12 protein-coding genes are annotated in these 15,474 nt (G+C 75.9%); 6 read left to right on the forward strand and 6 right to left on the reverse strand.

All coding sequences use genetic code 11. The annotated features are described in order from the left end of the window. Positions 1-3 precede the first annotated feature (3 nt). A complete protein-coding gene (locus ACIQUQ_RS04375; protein ID WP_403971171.1) occupies positions 4-774 on the reverse strand; it encodes a GntR family transcriptional regulator in 771 nt (256 codons plus the stop codon). Positions 775-1,074: 300 nt separating this feature from the next. Between ACIQUQ_RS04375 and ACIQUQ_RS04380 the strand changes: the two genes are divergently transcribed. The 4 genes from ACIQUQ_RS04380 to ACIQUQ_RS04395 all read left to right on the forward strand — a co-directional run bounded on the left by ACIQUQ_RS04380 (position 1,075) and on the right by ACIQUQ_RS04395 (position 3,950). Next, on the forward strand, positions 1,075-1,497 hold the full coding sequence (locus tag ACIQUQ_RS04380; RefSeq protein WP_403971173.1) for a CBS domain-containing protein: 423 nt from the start codon (positions 1,075-1,077) through the stop codon (positions 1,495-1,497). A 133-nt stretch (positions 1,498-1,630) separates the two neighbouring features. Continuing rightward, positions 1,631-2,245 carry a dihydrofolate reductase family protein gene (locus ACIQUQ_RS04385; RefSeq protein ID WP_403971175.1) on the forward strand — a complete coding sequence of 205 codons (615 nt, stop codon included), beginning with the start codon at positions 1,631-1,633 and terminating at the stop codon, positions 2,243-2,245. 37 nt (positions 2,246-2,282) lie between these two features. Then, positions 2,283-2,855, forward strand: a complete 573-nt coding sequence (locus ACIQUQ_RS04390) for a CPCC family cysteine-rich protein (RefSeq protein WP_403971177.1) — start codon at positions 2,283-2,285, stop codon at positions 2,853-2,855. A 444-nt stretch (positions 2,856-3,299) separates the two neighbouring features. Next, positions 3,300-3,950 carry a DUF4360 domain-containing protein gene (locus ACIQUQ_RS04395; protein WP_403971179.1) on the forward strand — a complete coding sequence of 217 codons (651 nt, stop codon included), beginning with the start codon at positions 3,300-3,302 and terminating at the stop codon, positions 3,948-3,950. Positions 3,951-3,953: 3 nt separating this feature from the next. On the opposite strand, the gene ACIQUQ_RS04400 is transcribed toward ACIQUQ_RS04395, so the two are convergent. Further along, complete coding sequence (locus ACIQUQ_RS04400; RefSeq protein ID WP_403971181.1) at positions 3,954-4,409, reverse strand: hypothetical protein; 456 nt, start codon at positions 4,407-4,409, stop codon at positions 3,954-3,956. A gap of 654 nt (positions 4,410-5,063) precedes the next feature. Between ACIQUQ_RS04400 and ACIQUQ_RS04405 the strand changes: the two genes are divergently transcribed. Then, entirely contained in the window at positions 5,064-8,549 is a 3,486-nt protein-coding gene (locus ACIQUQ_RS04405) for a molybdopterin-dependent oxidoreductase (protein WP_403971183.1), read from the forward strand. Between the two features lie 49 nt (positions 8,550-8,598). Here ACIQUQ_RS04405 and ACIQUQ_RS04410 read toward each other — a convergent pair whose 3' ends face one another. The 3 genes from ACIQUQ_RS04410 to ACIQUQ_RS04420 all read right to left on the reverse strand — a co-directional run bounded on the left by ACIQUQ_RS04410 (position 8,599) and on the right by ACIQUQ_RS04420 (position 13,849). Further along, the gene (locus ACIQUQ_RS04410; protein ID WP_403971185.1) at positions 8,599-9,906 is read right to left on the reverse strand and encodes an LCP family protein; all 1,308 of its coding nucleotides are present in this window, start codon (positions 9,904-9,906) and stop codon (positions 8,599-8,601) included. A gap of 69 nt (positions 9,907-9,975) precedes the next feature. Then, positions 9,976-11,637 carry a N,N-dimethylformamidase beta subunit family domain-containing protein gene (locus ACIQUQ_RS04415; protein ID WP_403971187.1) on the reverse strand — a complete coding sequence of 554 codons (1,662 nt, stop codon included), beginning with the start codon at positions 11,635-11,637 and terminating at the stop codon, positions 9,976-9,978. Between the two features lie 754 nt (positions 11,638-12,391). Continuing rightward, complete coding sequence (locus ACIQUQ_RS04420; protein ID WP_403971189.1) at positions 12,392-13,849, reverse strand: PLP-dependent aminotransferase family protein; 1,458 nt, start codon at positions 13,847-13,849, stop codon at positions 12,392-12,394. 101 nt (positions 13,850-13,950) lie between these two features. On the opposite strand from ACIQUQ_RS04420, the gene ACIQUQ_RS04425 reads away from it, so the two are divergent. Beyond that, on the forward strand, positions 13,951-14,733 hold the full coding sequence (locus ACIQUQ_RS04425; RefSeq protein ID WP_403971191.1) for a metallophosphoesterase: 783 nt from the start codon (positions 13,951-13,953) through the stop codon (positions 14,731-14,733). 66 nt (positions 14,734-14,799) lie between these two features. Here the strand turns inward: ACIQUQ_RS04425 and ACIQUQ_RS04430 are convergent, their stop codons facing one another. Next, a complete protein-coding gene (locus tag ACIQUQ_RS04430) occupies positions 14,800-15,360 on the reverse strand; it encodes a hypothetical protein (protein ID WP_403971193.1) in 561 nt (186 codons plus the stop codon). Between the last annotated feature and the right edge of the window lie 114 nt (positions 15,361-15,474).

Below are 15,474 nucleotides of genomic sequence, written 5' to 3' on the forward strand. Positions count from 1 at the left end.
GTGTCAGGCCAGGTGGATGGAGGGGGCACTGGTGGTGGTCGCCCGGGTGTGGTGCCAGACGAGCTGGCGGCTCGCGGGATAGCTGAGGTCCGTGATCGCCAGCGGGCGGCCGTCCTGGTCGTGCACCGTCCGCCGGACCGCCGGGGCGGGCTGGTGGCCCGAGCGGTGGGGCGCCGGGATGCTGATCGTGTCGGTCACCCGGGCGGCCAGCCCCTCGCGCTCGAACCACGCGTGCAGGTGGCGCAGCTCGGCGTGGTCGGTGGGCGCCTCGCGCAGGTGCCGCCGCAGCTCGGGGACCGCCTCCACGGCGGTGGGCGAGAACCAGGTGCGGGCCTGCTGGAGCAGGACGCCGTCCCCGTCGACCAGCTGGTGCTGGTGGACGAGCACCTGCCGGCCGGCGGCCAGGCCCATCGCGGCGGCCGGTGCGGCCGGGAGTCCGGTGATGCGCAGCAGGGACCGGGTGGTGGTGCCCGGCCTGGGCGCGAGGCCGCCGGGGAAGTCCGGCGCGCTGGGGCGGCGTACGGGCGGGGCGGCGGCCGCGGCGTTGTACGTTCCGCGGCGGTCGGTGCTGACCAGGCCCTCCGCGCGCAGCAGCTGCAGCGCGGCGCGCACGGTCTGGCGGTTGGCACCGAAGCGCACGGACAGCGCCCGCTCGGCCGGCAGCCGGGCGCCGGGCGCGATGGAGCCGGCGAGCTCGGCGCGCAGGGCCGCTGCGATGCGCTGGTACGCGGGCGTGGAGTCGGCCCGAGGGCCGGAGAGATGCGTGGTGGACACGGCGGACCTTCCGGTGACCGGGGGTGATCGGACGTGTGGGGAGTGCTACCACTCTAGCAGTGGTCTATACCTCTTCGGTGCCAGGGGCTCCCGGTTGACCGAAAACGCTCCCGGGCCGCGCCCCGCCCGGTGCGGGCGGGCCGCCGTGCGGGCCGGCCACCCGTCGGAGGATGTCCGGAAACCACTGCGTACCGGCCGCGTCGGGCGGGCGGGTGCGGGCCCCGTCGGACGGGTGTGGGCCGTGCGGGTCCGGGTAGCCGCGCGGCAGACCACCCGATCTCCAGCACCGGAGGCGACAGCATGTCCCAGCTCATCCACGAGGTGATGACCGAGCGCCCGGTGACCGTGGCACCCCAGGTCTCGCTCAGCGAGGCCGCCCGGAAGATGCGCGATGCCGACATCGGAGACGTCCTCGTCGTCGACGACGGCATGCTCCGCGGCATCCTGACCGACCGCGACCTCGTCGTCCGCGCCATGGCGGAGGACAGGGACCCCGCGCAGACGTCCGTACAGAACGTCTGCAGCGCGCAGCCCGTCACGGTGGGGCCGGACGACGGCATCGACCGCGCGGTCGCCCTGATGCGCGAACACGCCCTGCGGCGCCTGCCGGTGACGGAGGACGACGGGAAGCTCGTCGGCATCGTCTCCATCGGCGACCTCGCCCTCGACAAGGACCCGTCCTCGGCACTCGCCGACATCTCGTCCGCGGAGGCCAACACCTAGCGAGGGGCGGCCGGCCGGCCCGCCGGACCGCGCGGACGCGCCCGCTCCGGGGCCCGCGTGGGAAGTCGTGCCGGTCCCCTTCCCGTCGTCTACTGGAAGGAGCCAGTCACCCGACGCCCAGGGGAGCGCCCGCATGAGGACCGTCACCGCGCAGCTGTTCATCTCGCTCGACGGCGTGGTCGAGGCGCCGGACCAGTGGCACTTCCCGTACTTCAACGACGAGATGGGCCGGGCCGTCGACGCCACCCTCGGCCGGGCCGACACGCTGCTCCTGGGCCGCCGTACGTACGACAGCTTCGCCGGCGCGTGGCCGGGGCGGGAGGCGGCCGGCGGTGAGGACGCGCCCTTCGCCAAGGTCCTCGGCGACGCCCGCAAGATCGTCGTCTCGCGCAGCCGGCTGACCTTCGACTGGCGGAACTCGGAACAGCTCGACGGCGACCTCGCCGGGGCGGTCGCGGCCCTGAAGGCGGAGCCGGGCGGCCCCGTGTGGATCAGCGGCTCGGTCTCGGTCGTCCGCCAGCTGCTGGCCGCCGGGCTGCTGGACCGGCTGCACCTGCTGGTGCACCCGATCGCCGTACGCTCGGGCATGCGGCTGTTCGGGGACGACGGCCCGGCGGTCCCGCTGGAGCTCGTCTCCGCCGAGACGTTCGCCACCGGTGTCCTGAACCTCTTCTACGCCCCCGCCGCGGCCCCCGGGACGGGCACCTACGACGACGCCAAGACCCATCTGCCGCAGCACGAGGGGTAGCCCCGCCGACGGCCCGGCGGTCGGCGAGACTGGGCCGATGGACACGCGTCGCCCCTGCCCCTGCTGCGGTCACCTCGTCTTCGACGCCGAGGACGGCTGGCCCGGCACGTACGGCATCTGCCCCGTCTGCAACTGGGAGGACGACGGGGTCCGGTTCCGCTGGCCGTTCCTGTACGGGGGAGCCGGCCGCGTGTCGCTGGCCGAGGCGCAGCAGAACTACCGCACCTACGGAGCGTGCGACCAGCGCGGCCGCACGTACGCCCGGCCGGCCACCGCGGAGGAGCCGCCGGACCCCGCCTGGCGGCCCGTCGACCCGGCCAAGGACGCGTTCGAGGAGTACGGCACCCCCGACCCGCGGCCCTGGCCCGAGGACCGGACGGTGCTGTGCTGGTGGCTCCCGTCCTTCTGGGGCGCCCCCGAGGACCCGGAACCCGACCCGGACCGCACCGTCGTGGTCGACCTCGCCGCCGTGGGGGACGCCCGCGCCCTGCACGCGGCGCTCAAGCGCGAACTCGGCTTCCCGGACTTCTACGGGATGAACTGGGACGCCTTCCGGGACGCGGTGACCGGCCTGGTCACCATGCCCGCCGAACTCCGCTTCCGCCACTGACCGGAGCTGGAGCGCCGCGACCCGCACGCGGCCGCCACGCTCCGCGAACTGCTCGCGGAGTACGCGCGGACCGCGCCCCGCTTCTCCGTCGTGTACGGCGAGGAGCCCCTGCCCGGCGAGGACCTGCCGGCCCCCCAGGCCGTCTTCCGGCCGCCGAACGGCCTTTGACCGCCCGCGCTTTGGCCGGACCGCGCCCTGTTCCGCCGTGCCCGGCCTCCCTACGATTCCGGCACCGGCCCTCACGGGCCGGTGTCCCCCATGGCGCACACAGCCATGCCCGTTCCAGTTCCGTTTCCAGTTCCGCTTCGAGTTCCGCTTCCGGTCCCGCGCACAGGACCGCGACGTCCGGCCGTCTCCGCGGCCGGTCGCACCCCCCACCCCCGCGGCACGCCCGCAGCTGCCCGCGTGCCGCCCGGAACCGCAGCAACGGATGGGAGAAAAGACATGGCCGGTGGATTCCTGGTGAGCGGCGCGATCGGCGCCCTGCTCACCGCCGCCCTGCCCGCGCAGCCCAGCCCCTCCACCATCGTGGACCCGCCGCCGGACCGGATCGTGATCGACGTCGCGACGGTCAACGGATCCGGCTGCCCCAAGGACACCACCGCCCTGGCGGTGTCCGAGGACAACACCGCGTTCACCGTGACGTACAGCCAGTACATCGCCCAGGTCGGCGGCGGTGCGCCGCCGACCGCGGCGCGCCGCAACTGTCAGCTGAGCCTGGTCGTGCACGTGCCGCACGGCTTCACTTACGCGATCGCCAGCGCCGACTACCGCGGGTACGCCGCCCTCGCGCCGGGCGCGACCGGCACCGAGAAGGCCTCGTACTACTTCCAGGGCTCCCCGCAGACGGCGTCGCGGTCGCACGACTTCGGCGGCCCGTTCGACGACAACTGGCAGGCCACGGACGAGACCGACTGGGCCCAGCTGGTCTGGGCGCCCTGCGGCGTGCAGCGCAACTTCAACATCAACACCGAGCTGCGGGTCGCCAGGGGCAACTCCGCTCCCGGCGCGACGAGTTACATGACCATGGACTCGACCGACGGCAACATCAGCACCATCTACCACCTGGCGTGGAGGGAGTGCCCCGAGAGCTGATCCTCAGTCCTGCGGGACGGCGTCGACCGCCAGCAGCGCTTGGTGCAGGCGGTCGGCGTCGACGTAGCGCGGGCTGGCCGGGTCGGGGCGGCTCAGCCAGGTCGCCGAGGCGGCGCTGTGCGTCCCGACCGGGACCAGGAGCCACGTCCCCTTGTGCAGCACGCGGCTGCCCGGGGCGGCACAGCGGTGCCCGGTGCCGGCGGGCACCTGGACGATCAGCTCGAGCCGTACGTAGTCCGCGAGCACCGGGAAGCCGCCCGACAGGGGCAGGCGCAGGTGATCGAGGCCGGCCAGTCCGCGGGCCAGCGGCGCGACGACCGCGTCCCACGCGGTGCCGCACGCGACCAGTTCCGGCCGGCGGGTGCAGGCGGACCAGGTCGTCCGGTGCGCGGGGTCCGGTGTCAGGTGGTCGGTCCAGCACACCGGTGTGCGGGGGTGTGGCAGAGGGGGAGCGGGCATCGCCGCCTCCAGAGGGGCTTGCGGGATCACATGAATGTACGTCCGCCCCTGCCCAAAACGCCACGATTGAATGTTTAAGCATCTTTCGGCCCCTCCTCGCGGGCGCGGCGGACCTGCAAGGAAGCGGCCGGAAGCCGGGCGAGGGGGCTGCGCGAGGCGAGGGGGCTGCGCGAGGCGGCAGGACAAGGGGGGCCGGGCGGCAGACGCTGCAGGGGCTCCGGGAAACCCCCGCAGGCGGCAAACGCTCCGCGGGCGGCGGGGCTCCGGGAGTCCGCTCGGCGCAGGCCGTCAGGGCCGCTCTGGTGGCACCCGGCACCCCCGGACACCCCGTGGGCCCGAAGGCGCCCCGCACGGCAGCACACGCCCCCTGAGCCTCAGGGCCCCTCAGGCTCGGGAGGCGCCCGCACAGGCCGCCGGAGCCGCCCGGAGCGCCGGGCGGGTCCGCAGGCCGCAGAACGGGCCACCAGCGCCCCTCAGTCCTCCCCCGCCCCGCCCCGCGAGGGCGGGGACCTCGTCCCCGGCCCCTGCGCCCCGCTCTCCCGCAGGTGTGCCCGGGGGGACGCCGGCCTGGACGGTGGCCCGCCCCCACCCGGGCCTTCCGGCCCGGCTCCGCAGGACCTCTGCCTCGTCCCGCGGCCCGTCCGCGGCGGTGCAATGGGAGGCACGGGGTCCCGGCACGACCGGCCGGGCCCGGAGCGGATCGGAGGCCGGGCGGTGGTCGAGGAGAAGCGGGGGTTCTGCACCCTCTGCAAGTCGCGGTGCGGGGCCGTCTTCACCGTCGAGGGCGGCCGGATCACCTCGGTCCGCCCCGACCCCGACCACCCCACCGGGGCCGCCATGTGCCCCAAGGGCCGCGCGGCCGCCGAGATCGCCCACGGCAGCCGGCGCCTCACCACGCCCCTGCGCCGTACCCGCCCCAAGACCGACCCCGACCCCGGCTGGCAGCCGATCGGCTGGGACGAGGCCCTGGACGAGATCGCGGCCCGCCTCACCCGGATCGCCGCCGAGGACGGCCCGGAGGCCGTCGCCTTCGGCGTCGCCACGCCCAGCGGCACCATGGTCTCGGACGCCACCGAGTGGATCGAGCGCTTCGTACGCCGCTTCGGCAGCCCGAACACCGTCTACAGCGCGGAGATCTGCAACTGGCACAAGGACTCCGCACACGCCTTCACCTTCGGCGGGCCCCTCCCGCCACCCGACTACGACAACGCCGACCTGGTCCTGCTCTGGGGCTTCAACCCGGCCAAGACCTGGCTCGCCCAGTCCGCCGCGCTCTCGGCCGCCCAGGCCCGGGGCGCCGGCCTCGCCGTGGTCGACCCGCGCCGCTCCACCAGCGCCCTGCGCGCCGACCACTGGCTGCGCGTGCGTCCCGGCACCGATGCCGCGCTCGCCCTCGGCCTGGCCCACCTGCTGATCGAGAACGGCACGTACGACGAGGAGTTCGTCCGCGCCTGGACGAACGGCCCCCTCCTCGTCCGCCTCGACGACGGCCGGTTCCTGACCGCCGCCGAACTCCCGGGCGGAACCCCGGACGGGTTCCCGGGCGAACTCCCCGACGAAGCCCCGGAAAGCGGCGCCGGTTTCGCCGTCTGGGACGAGGCGGCCGGCACCGCCGTCCCCTGTGACACCGCCCGCGCCACCCCGCACCCCGAGCGCCTCGCCCTCCGCGGCACCCGCCGCGTCCGCCTCGCGGACGGCACCACCGCCGACTGCGCCCCCGCCTTCGAGCGGTACGCCGAGGCCTGCGCCGCCTGGCCCGCGGACCGCGTCGCCGCCACCACCTGGATCCCGGAAAGCGAGGTCCGCGCCCTGGCCGAGCGGATCGGCGCCGCCCGCGCGGTCACGTACTACGGCTGGACCGGTGTCGGCCAGAGCGCCAACGCCACCCAGACCGAACGCGCCCTGGCCACTCTGTACGCCCTCACCGGCTCCTTCGACGCCCCCGGCGGGAACCGCCCCGCGCCCCCGCCGCCGTACCGCCCCGCCTCGACCCCCGCCGACTTCCCGCCCGGCGTCCGCGACAAGGCCCTCGGCCTCGACCGGCACCCCCTCGGCCCGCCCGCGTCCGGGTACGTCAACGCCGGCGACCTGTGCCGGGCCATCGAGGAGCACCACCCGTACCGGGTACGGGCGCTGGTCGGCTTCGGCTCCAACCTCGTGGTGGCGCAGCCGGGTTCGGACCGCACCGCCCGAGCCCTGCGCTCCCTGGAGTTCCAGGTCCACCTCGACCTGTTCCACAACCCCACCAGCGCCACCGCCGACATCGTCCTCCCCGTGAACAGCGCGTACGAGCACGAGGCCCTGCGCTTCGGCTTCGAGACCGGCCACCGCGCCCAGGAGCAGGTCCAGCTCCGCCCCCGGATCGTCGAACCGCTGCCCGGCACCCGGTCGGACACCGAAGTCGTCTTCGAACTCGCCTGGCGCACGGGCCTGGGCGGCGCGTTCTTCGACGGCGACGTGGAAGCCGCCTGGAACTGGCAGCTGGAGCCGCTGGGCCTGACCACCGACGGACTCCGCGCCGCCCCCGGCGGGATCCGCATCCCGAGGGAGCGTGCCGAGCGCCGGTACGCCGCCCGCGCCCCCGACGGCACGGTCACCGGCTTCGCCACCCCCACCCGGCGCGTGGAGCTGTACTGCCAGCGCCTGCTGGACCACGGCTACCCGCCGGTCCCCGAACACCGGGACCCGGCACCCGTGGACGAAACCTTTCCGCTGGTCCTGACCTGCGCCAAGCACGGCTACTACGTGCACAGTCAGCACCGCGGGATCTCCGCGCTCCGCCGCCGCGCGGCCGACCCGTGCCTGGACCTCGCCCCGGCCACGGCCGCGGCCCGGGGCATCACCGAGGGCCAGTGGGTACGGGTGTCCACCCCGCTCGCCTCGGTGCGGCTGCGAGCCCGCTTCGACGACTCCCTGCACCCCGGCGTCGTGCTCGGCGAGTACGGCTGGTGGCAGGACGCCCCCGACCTCGCCCTGCCCGGGGCCGACCCCCTCACCCCGGACGGCAGCAACTACAACCGGCTGGTCGACCACACCACCACCGACCCGCTCAGCGGCTCCGCGCCGCTGCGCGCGGTGCCCTGCCAGGTCGCCCCGGAACCGGCCGACGGCACCTGGCACGGCACCCGCACCTTCACCGTCGCCGGGACGGGGACGGAAGGCGACGGCGTACGCACCCTCCGCCTGGCCCCCGCGGACGGCGGCCCCCTCCCCGACCACCTGCCCGGCCAGCACCTCACCGTCCGCCGCGAGGGCGCGGACCCGGCCGAGGCCCGCAGCTACTCGCTGACCTCCCCGGCCACCGATCCGGCCCGCACCGCGTACGCGCTGGCCGTGCGCCGGCAGCCGGACGGCCGGCTCTCGTGCTGGATCCACGACCACCTCCGGCCGGGCGACCGGCTCGAAGTGACCTCGCCCGCAGGGGTGTTCCGCATCCCGCCCGACACCGACACCCCCGTGGTGCTGCTGGCCGGCGGCATCGGCGTCACCCCGTTCCTGGGCTACCTGGAGACCCTGGCGGCGACCGGCGGCACCGTCCCCGAGGTGGTCCTGCACCATGGGGTCCGGCACGGCGCCGACCACCCGTTCCGCGAGCGCATCGCCGCACTCGCCCGCCGCCTGCCGGTCCTGCGGACCGTCATCCACTACTCGGACCCGGCCCCCGGAGACCTGCCCGGCCGGGACTACGACCGCCGGGGCCGCATCACCGCCGCCGACGTGCCGGACGAACTGCTCGCCCGCCGGGCCCGCTTCCACCTGTGCGGACCCGCCCCGATGCTGGACGCACTGACGGAGGGCCTGACGGCCCGGGGCGTCCCGCCCTTCGAGATCTTCGCCGAGCGGTTCCGGGCCGCACCGCGCGTGACCGCGGTACCGGACGGTGCCCGGCACACCGTCCGCCTGGCCCGCAGCAGAAGGATCCTGACCTGGACCGAGTCCGCCGGCACCCTCCTGGAACTCGCCGAACGCGAAGGCGCCCGCCTGCCCAGTGGCTGCCGGGTCGGCCAGTGCGAAAGCTGCGCCTGCACGGTCCTGGAAGGCGAGGTGACCCACCTGACCGCCACCCCACCCGACCTGCCCGCTTCCACCACCCTCACCTGCCAGTCGGTCCCGACCACGGACCTGATCCTGGACGCCTGAGCCGTGCCGTCGGGTTGAGTACCGGCCCTGCCTGGGCGGGGCCGGAGCCTCAGGAGGCCGGCGGGCAGCGGAGGGTGTTGCCCCTGACCGGCGCGCCCTCGGCCACGTTGCGGTCGTACGTCACGTGTTTGACCTGGGGCTGGTGGCGGCCGATCGCGACGTCGAAGACCGGGCCGTGGTCCGGTGTCGGCTGGAGGGCGGCGCCGGGGAGTGCCGCCGCCAGGGTGGTGGCGTCGTCCTCCTCGCCCGGGGCGAAGCGGATCACCGGCGGTCCGTCGGGGCGTACCGCGGGGGCCGCGGCGGAGGTGTCCGTGACGACGAATCCGTTCCCGCGCAGCGCGGCGGCCACCTTCGCGTCGTCCACCCGGACCTTGATGCCGGCCGGGTTCGTCAGGGCCGGGGTCTCGGGCGCGGGCTGGATGCGGGTGTCGCCGGTGACCGGCCGGTCCGCGGCCAGCGCGGCCCACAGCGCGGCGGACCGGGACGCGTGCCACACCAGGGTGGAGCCGACCCCGGGCACCCGGTGGTCGAAGTCCGTGATCGGCACGGTGGCGAACTCCGTCTGGTCCGCCCGCAGCCGGCCCAGGGCCCAGCCGATGCGGACCAGGTCGAGCAGGTCCGTTCCGGCGTCCGTGCGCACGGACTTCAGCAGGGTGCGGGCGGTCTTCGCCACGTTCCCGGGATTCGAGAGCGCGCCCTTGGCCGTCAGCCGGCCGAGCAGGTCGCCGACCGTGCGCTGCTGACGGCGCATCCGGCCGAGGTCTCCGGACCGGAGGATGTGGCGGGCGCGGACGTAGCGCAGGGTGGTGTTGCCGCTGGTGTGGTGCACGCCCGCGGTGATGTCGAGCCCGGAGTTCTCGTCCTGGAGCGGCCGGTCGGTGCAGACGGTCGCACCGCCCAGGTCGTCGACCGCCCGCTCGAAGCCGGTGAAGCCGGTCTCCAGGTAGTGGTCGACGTGCAGGCCCGTGACCTTCTCCACGGTGCTGACCGCCATGGCGCCGCCGCCGAGCTTGTACGCGCCGTTGATCTTGCCCCAGCGGCCCGCTCCCGGCCCGCCCGCGTACTCGACGTACGAGTCCCGGGGGATCGAGACCACGCTGGCCCGGTTCCCGTCCGCGGCCAGGTGGACGAGCAGCATCACGTCGGTGCAGTTGCAGCCCTCGCCGCCCACGTGCAGCCGGCGCTTCTCGGCAGCGGACAGGCCCGCGCGGCTGTCGATCCCGACCACCAGGATGTTCGTGCCCCGGTCGGACGCGGGGGAGGGAGCGCCCTCCGCGGAGACGGCCGGCCCGGTGCCCAGAAGGGTGCCGGAGGCGAGGGTGGCGAGCAGGGTCAGGGCAATCGTGAGTCGGCGCAACGCACACTCCCGGGATCGTCCGAATCTGGTGCAAACCAGACCGTAACGACTCGCGAGGGGCGTGCCCGGTTACACGCCGGACGGGCCCCCGGCTGCCGTACGCACCTCCCCGTAATGGGCGGCAGGGGACGGGGAGGCGGCGGCCGGTGCCGGTGGGCAGGACGCCTCCGCGCGCGGCGGCGGTGCCTGGTCCCGGTGCGGCTTCGCGTCCGCGTAATGCGCCGTCAGGTTGTCGCGGGCGGGCCGGACACGGCCCGCCGGGCCCGCCGCGAAGGCCCGCAGCACGTTCTCGGTGACGGTGCGGGTGAACCGGCCGGCGTCGCTCCCGAGCCCGTGGTTCGACTTCCCGCCGCCCGGCCCCTGCGCGTCCAGCGCCTCCACCCACCGCATCGTGCCCGTCGCGAACACCCCGGCACCGCCCGGCAGGGTGGCGTAGGCGGTGTCCGCGTACCAGGGGCGGCCCTTGCAGACCACCGGCGAGTGCGCCAGCACCTCCACGGGCCGCAGGGTGGCCGGGCTCGTGGGCACCCGGTCGAACTCGACGCCCACCAGGTGCGCGAACGAGTCGCCGGGCCGCGCTCCCGTTCCCGCGAGCAGCCAGTGCCCGGCCTCCGACACCACGTACGGCGCGTCCACGGGGAAGCCGTCGTAGAGCACGCCCAGCAGCGAACTCTCCGGCTCGGGCAGCGGCCTGCTCCGGAAGTCGTTGGTCGGCGGCTCGCCGCGCCGGAAGCCGGGGTCGGCGGCGTAGTCGCCCTTGTAGCAGACGACCACCCGGTCGGGGCCGACCGGTGAGCAGTCGTAGCGCACCCGCCGGTAGCAGCAGTTCGCGCCGAAGACCGCCAGGTTCGTCCCCGCGTCCCGGGCCCGCGTCACGTGCAGCCGCTGTTCGGGGCTCCAGTACTCGTCGTGCCCGAGGGACAGCACGGCCAGGGCCCCGTCCAGCAGCCCCGGTTCGCGGGCCACGTCCACCCCCGTGGCGTACGCCAGCGGCAGGCCCAGCCGTTCGGCGAGGGCGATCAGCGGGGCCTCGTACCGCAGGAACTGGCCCGACCCCGAGCCGCTGCGGTACGGGCGGTCGAAGCTGACCGCGAGGGACCGCGTGCGGTTCCTGAGGTCGGGCCCCTTGTAGAGGTCGGCACCGCCCCACGGGTTGTACGCCTGCCAGGTGGCCACCGAGTTGACCACCACCATCCGCCCGGCGGCCGACGCGCCCCGCACGGTGACCGGCACGAAGCGCCGCCCCTTGCCGTCCGTGGTGGCCAGGCGCAGCAGGTAGCAGCCCTCGGGCCAGCCGGAGGTGTCCAGCTCCACCGTCCGCCGCCAGGCCGTCCGCACCATCCGGGTGGCCGGGTCGCGCACCGGCCCGGACTGCCGCTCGCCCGGGATCGGCCCCGAGCGCCACACGAGCCGGGCGCGCGTCCCTCCGTACCAGCCCATGCGGTAAGCGGAGACGGTGTACGCGGCCGACGTGGTCGACACGTGGAGGCCCAGGGTCTCGCCGGCGCGGACGCTGACCCGGTCCGCGAACCCCTCGACGGCCGAGGCCGGCCCGGCCCTGGTGATCCGCCAGTCCGTGGCGCCGGGCCGGGCGTTCTCGGCGCACACGTCGAGCGGGCAGACGGGCGGCGCCTGCCGGCGCGTTGCCGCGGGCGCGGCGGTGGCCATGGCCGTGGCCGTGCCGAGCCAGCCCGGCGGGGCCGCGAGCGCGGCGGCCGCGATGCCCAGCACCCGCCGGCGCGCGGGCCCGCGCCGGTCCGGCCCGGTCCGGCCGGCACCTCCGCCGTCCCCGCCGCCGGCGCCCGGGCCGCCTCCGCGGGACCCGGCAGGACCGGAGGGGACTTCCCCGGACCCGGTCGGACCCGAGGGGGCTCCGCCGGGCTCGTCCGGGCGCGGGTCGGTTCCCTGGGACCCGGCGGGACCGGAGCAGGCCTTTCCGGACCCGGCCGGATCCGAGTGGGTTCCGCCGGACCCGTCCGGACCCGAGTGGGCTCCTGGGAACCCGCCCGGACCCGAGTCGGTTCCCAGGGCCTCACCCGGGCCGGCGTCGCCTCCCCGTGTCGCATCCGCACCCGGGCCGTCTCCCGCGGAGCCACCCGGACCCGCGCCGTCTGCTCCGGCCCCACCAGGACCTGCGGCGTCCACCATGCACATCACCTCGGCGTTGCGGCCCCCCTGCGCTTCCGGTCGTCGCTCCCTGTGTAACCCGGGCGCCCGGCCGCGCCCGGCACGTCACCGAGCCCGGGCGCGCCGCGTACTCCGCCCGCGCGGGGCACCTGGGCCGGGCGCCTGCGCCGCGCCGCGTACCCAGCCCGCGCTCGCCGCGCCGCGTACCCCGCCCGCGCCCGGCACGCCGCGTACCCCGCCCGCGCCCGGCACGCGGCGACCGCCGTCGCGCGCCCCCGGACCCGACGCCTCCCCGCACCCCACGCGGCCCCGGACCCGACGCGTCCCCGCACCCGGCACGGTCAGGCACCCGACCCGCTCAGCCCAGCACGTCCGCCAGTACGCCGGCCAGCGCGTCCAGCGCGACCGGGAAGCCGTGGCCGGAGGCCGCGGCGAAGCCGACGAGCAGGCCCGGCGGCGCGCCGCCCGCCCGGTGGTACAGCTCGGCAGAACCCCGCAGCGCGATGCCCCGCTCCGCGCACGCGCCCAGCACCTCCGGCTCGCCGGGACCCCGGCCGTGCCAGGTGACCAGCGTGTGCAGGCCGGCCGGCACCCCGTGCGGCGTGACGGCCGGGAGTTCCGCCAGCCGGCCCGTCAGCAGCTCCCGGCGCCGCCGGTACCGCAGCCGGGCGGCACGCACGTGGCGGTCGTACCCGTGGGAGGCGATCAGATCGGCCAGCACGAGCTGCCCCAGCGTCTCGGTGTACAGGTCGGCCTCCCGCTTGGCCGCCACCACCGGGCCCACCAGGTCGGGGGGCAGCACCATCCAGGCCAGCCGCAGGGCGGGGCCCAGCGACTTGGACGCCGTACCGCAGTACACGACCCGGTCCGGCGCGAGGCCCTGGAGCGCGCCGACCGGCCGGCGGTCGTAGCGGAACTCGCCGTCGTAGTCGTCCTCCACCACCAGCCCGCCCGTGGCCCGCGCCCAGGAGCACAGCCGCCCGCGGCGCTCCGGGTGCAGCGGAACACCCGTCGGGTACTGGTGGGCGGGGGTGACGACGGCCGCGCCCGTCCCCGGCCCGAGGTCCCCCACCCGGGCCCCGTGCCCGTCCACGGCGAGCGGCACGGTGGCGAGCCCCGACCGCCGCACCGCCTCGCGGTAGAGGTCGTGTCCGGGGTCCTCCATGGCCACGGTGGTGGCGCCGCGCGCCGCGAGCACCTCGCCGAGCAGCCGCACGGACTGGTAGAAGCCCGAGGTGATCACGACCTGGTCGGGCGCGGCCAGCACCCCGCGGGTCCGGCCCAGATGGCCGGCGAGCGCGGCCCGGAGCTCCGGCCGCCCCCGGGGGTCGCCGGCGCCCAGTACGTCGGGTCCGGCGGTGGCCAGCACCCTCCGGGTCGAGGCCAGCCAGGCGCGCGCGGGGAAGGCCCGTACGTCGGGGAGGCCCGGCCGCAGGTCGTGCCGGGGGAGTACCGCGGAGGCGGCGAGGGCCGACGGCGGGGCACCCGCAGCCGGCAGGTCCGTCACGGTGGTGCCGGAACCGGGCCGTGTCGAGAGGTAGCCCTCCTCGGTGAGCTGCGCGTAGGCAGCCGCGGTCACCGTGCCGCGCGAGAGACCGAGCCCGGCCGCGAGCGCCCGGGTGGACGGCAGCCGGGCGCCGGCGGCCAGGCGTCCCGTACGGACCGCCTGGCGCAGGGCGGACTCCAGGCCGGCGCGCCGCCCGGGCCCCGGCCCGCCGAGGTCGAGGTGCAGGTCGGCGCCCGCATCCACCGCGCGCAGCGGGCCGGACCGCTCCCCGTGCAGGTCGGCGGCGGAACTGGACCCCTCTTCCGGCATGGAACCGGATCTTACGTGCGGTCCGCGGCCCGCCTAGTTTCGGTGACCGGAAGACCCGCGCCGCCAACGGGCGCGGCACGACAGGAAGCAGGGGACCGGCCGTGGCCGCCGTCATCGCCCACCTGAGCGACATCCACATCTCCGACGAGCGCAGTGCCGCGCGGACCCGGGCGGTGCTGGACCATCTGAACGGCCTGCCCCACGACCTCGACGCCGTCGTGGTCACCGGGGACATCGCCGACCACGCGCTGCCCGAGGAGTACGCGAAGGCCAGGGAACTCCTCGCCTGCCGGCACCCGTTGCTCGTCTGCCCGGGCAACCACGACGACCGGGCCGCCTTCCGGCAGGGCCTGCTCGACGCGCCCGGCACCGCGGACCCGGTCAACCAGGTGCTGCACACCGCGGGGTTCACCCTCGCGCTCTGCGACTCCTCGGTGCCGGGCAAGGACGAGGGGTACCTGGAGGACGCGACGCTGGAGTGGCTCGAAGACGTCCTCGCGGCAGCGCCCGCGGAGCGGCCGGTGCTGGTGGGTTTCCACCACCCGCCGGTTCCGCTGCACACCCCCTACGTCGACGGCATCCGCCAGTACGGCGAGGAGCGGCTCGCCGAACTGGCCCGCCGGCACCCGAACCTGACGGCCTTCCTCTGCGGCCACGCCCACACCGCGGCGGCCACCACCTTCGCCGGCCGCCCCCTGCTGGTGGCCCCCGGCGTGGTCTCCGCGCTCAGGCTCCCCTGGGAGCACCAGGAGCACCCGGGCCACCACGTGCACCTCGACCTCCCGCCGGCCCTCGCCTTCCACGTCCTCGACGACACCGGCCGGCTGACCACCCACTACCGCAGCCTGGCGCCGGCCCGGCCCCGGGAGGACGGGCGCGGGTGACGGCGAGGGTGACGCGTACGCCCCGCACCGCCGCCCGGGCCGTCACACCGGACCGGGGGTGGGCCGTCACACCGGGCAGGGGTGGTACTCCAGGCTGAGCTCGCGGTCGACGGCGTAGCTGGTCCGCATCGAGGCGTCGGCGACCTGCTGCCAGCTGCCGTACTTGGCGAAGAGCTGGTCCGCCGTCGGGCCGAGCGGGTTGCCGTACTTGGCCGTGTTGCGCTCCTCCAGGATCCGCACCTCCTCCGGGCTCATGCCCGCACGGGTGATCTCCTTGGCCTGGTTGCGCATGTCCACCAGCTCCCTGGCGACCTCCTCGTCGGTGGCCCCGGCCTCCCGCATCGCGGCGGCGGTGCGGTGCATGTCCTCCAGGAGGCCGTGGTACCGCATCCGGGTCCGCTGGGCCTCGACCTTCTCGCCCCACGGCAGGACGCGGATGCGGCAGACGACCGGGTCGGTGCTGGGACAGGGGTCGTCGGCCGACACGGGCGCGGCGAGCGGCGCCGTGATGACCGAGCCGCACCGCTCCACGGCGGCGGCCGAGGACGCTGCGAGGGTGGCGGACAGGGCGAGGGCTGCCAGGACCGGGACGAGGGCCCGGCGCAGCGGGGTGGTGGAGGTACGCATGCCGTCATCCTCGGCAGCCCCGGCGGGCCCCTTGATCCCGGAGCGGAAATGATCACCCGCACGGGGAACGGGCCGTCAACCCGGTCCGTTCCCTGCGGTGTTGTGCCGCGCCGA

It is taken from the genome of Streptomyces sp. NPDC101118, assembly GCF_044759445.1.
In the GTDB taxonomy this organism is placed as follows: Bacteria; Actinomycetota; Actinomycetes; order Streptomycetales; family Streptomycetaceae; genus Streptomyces.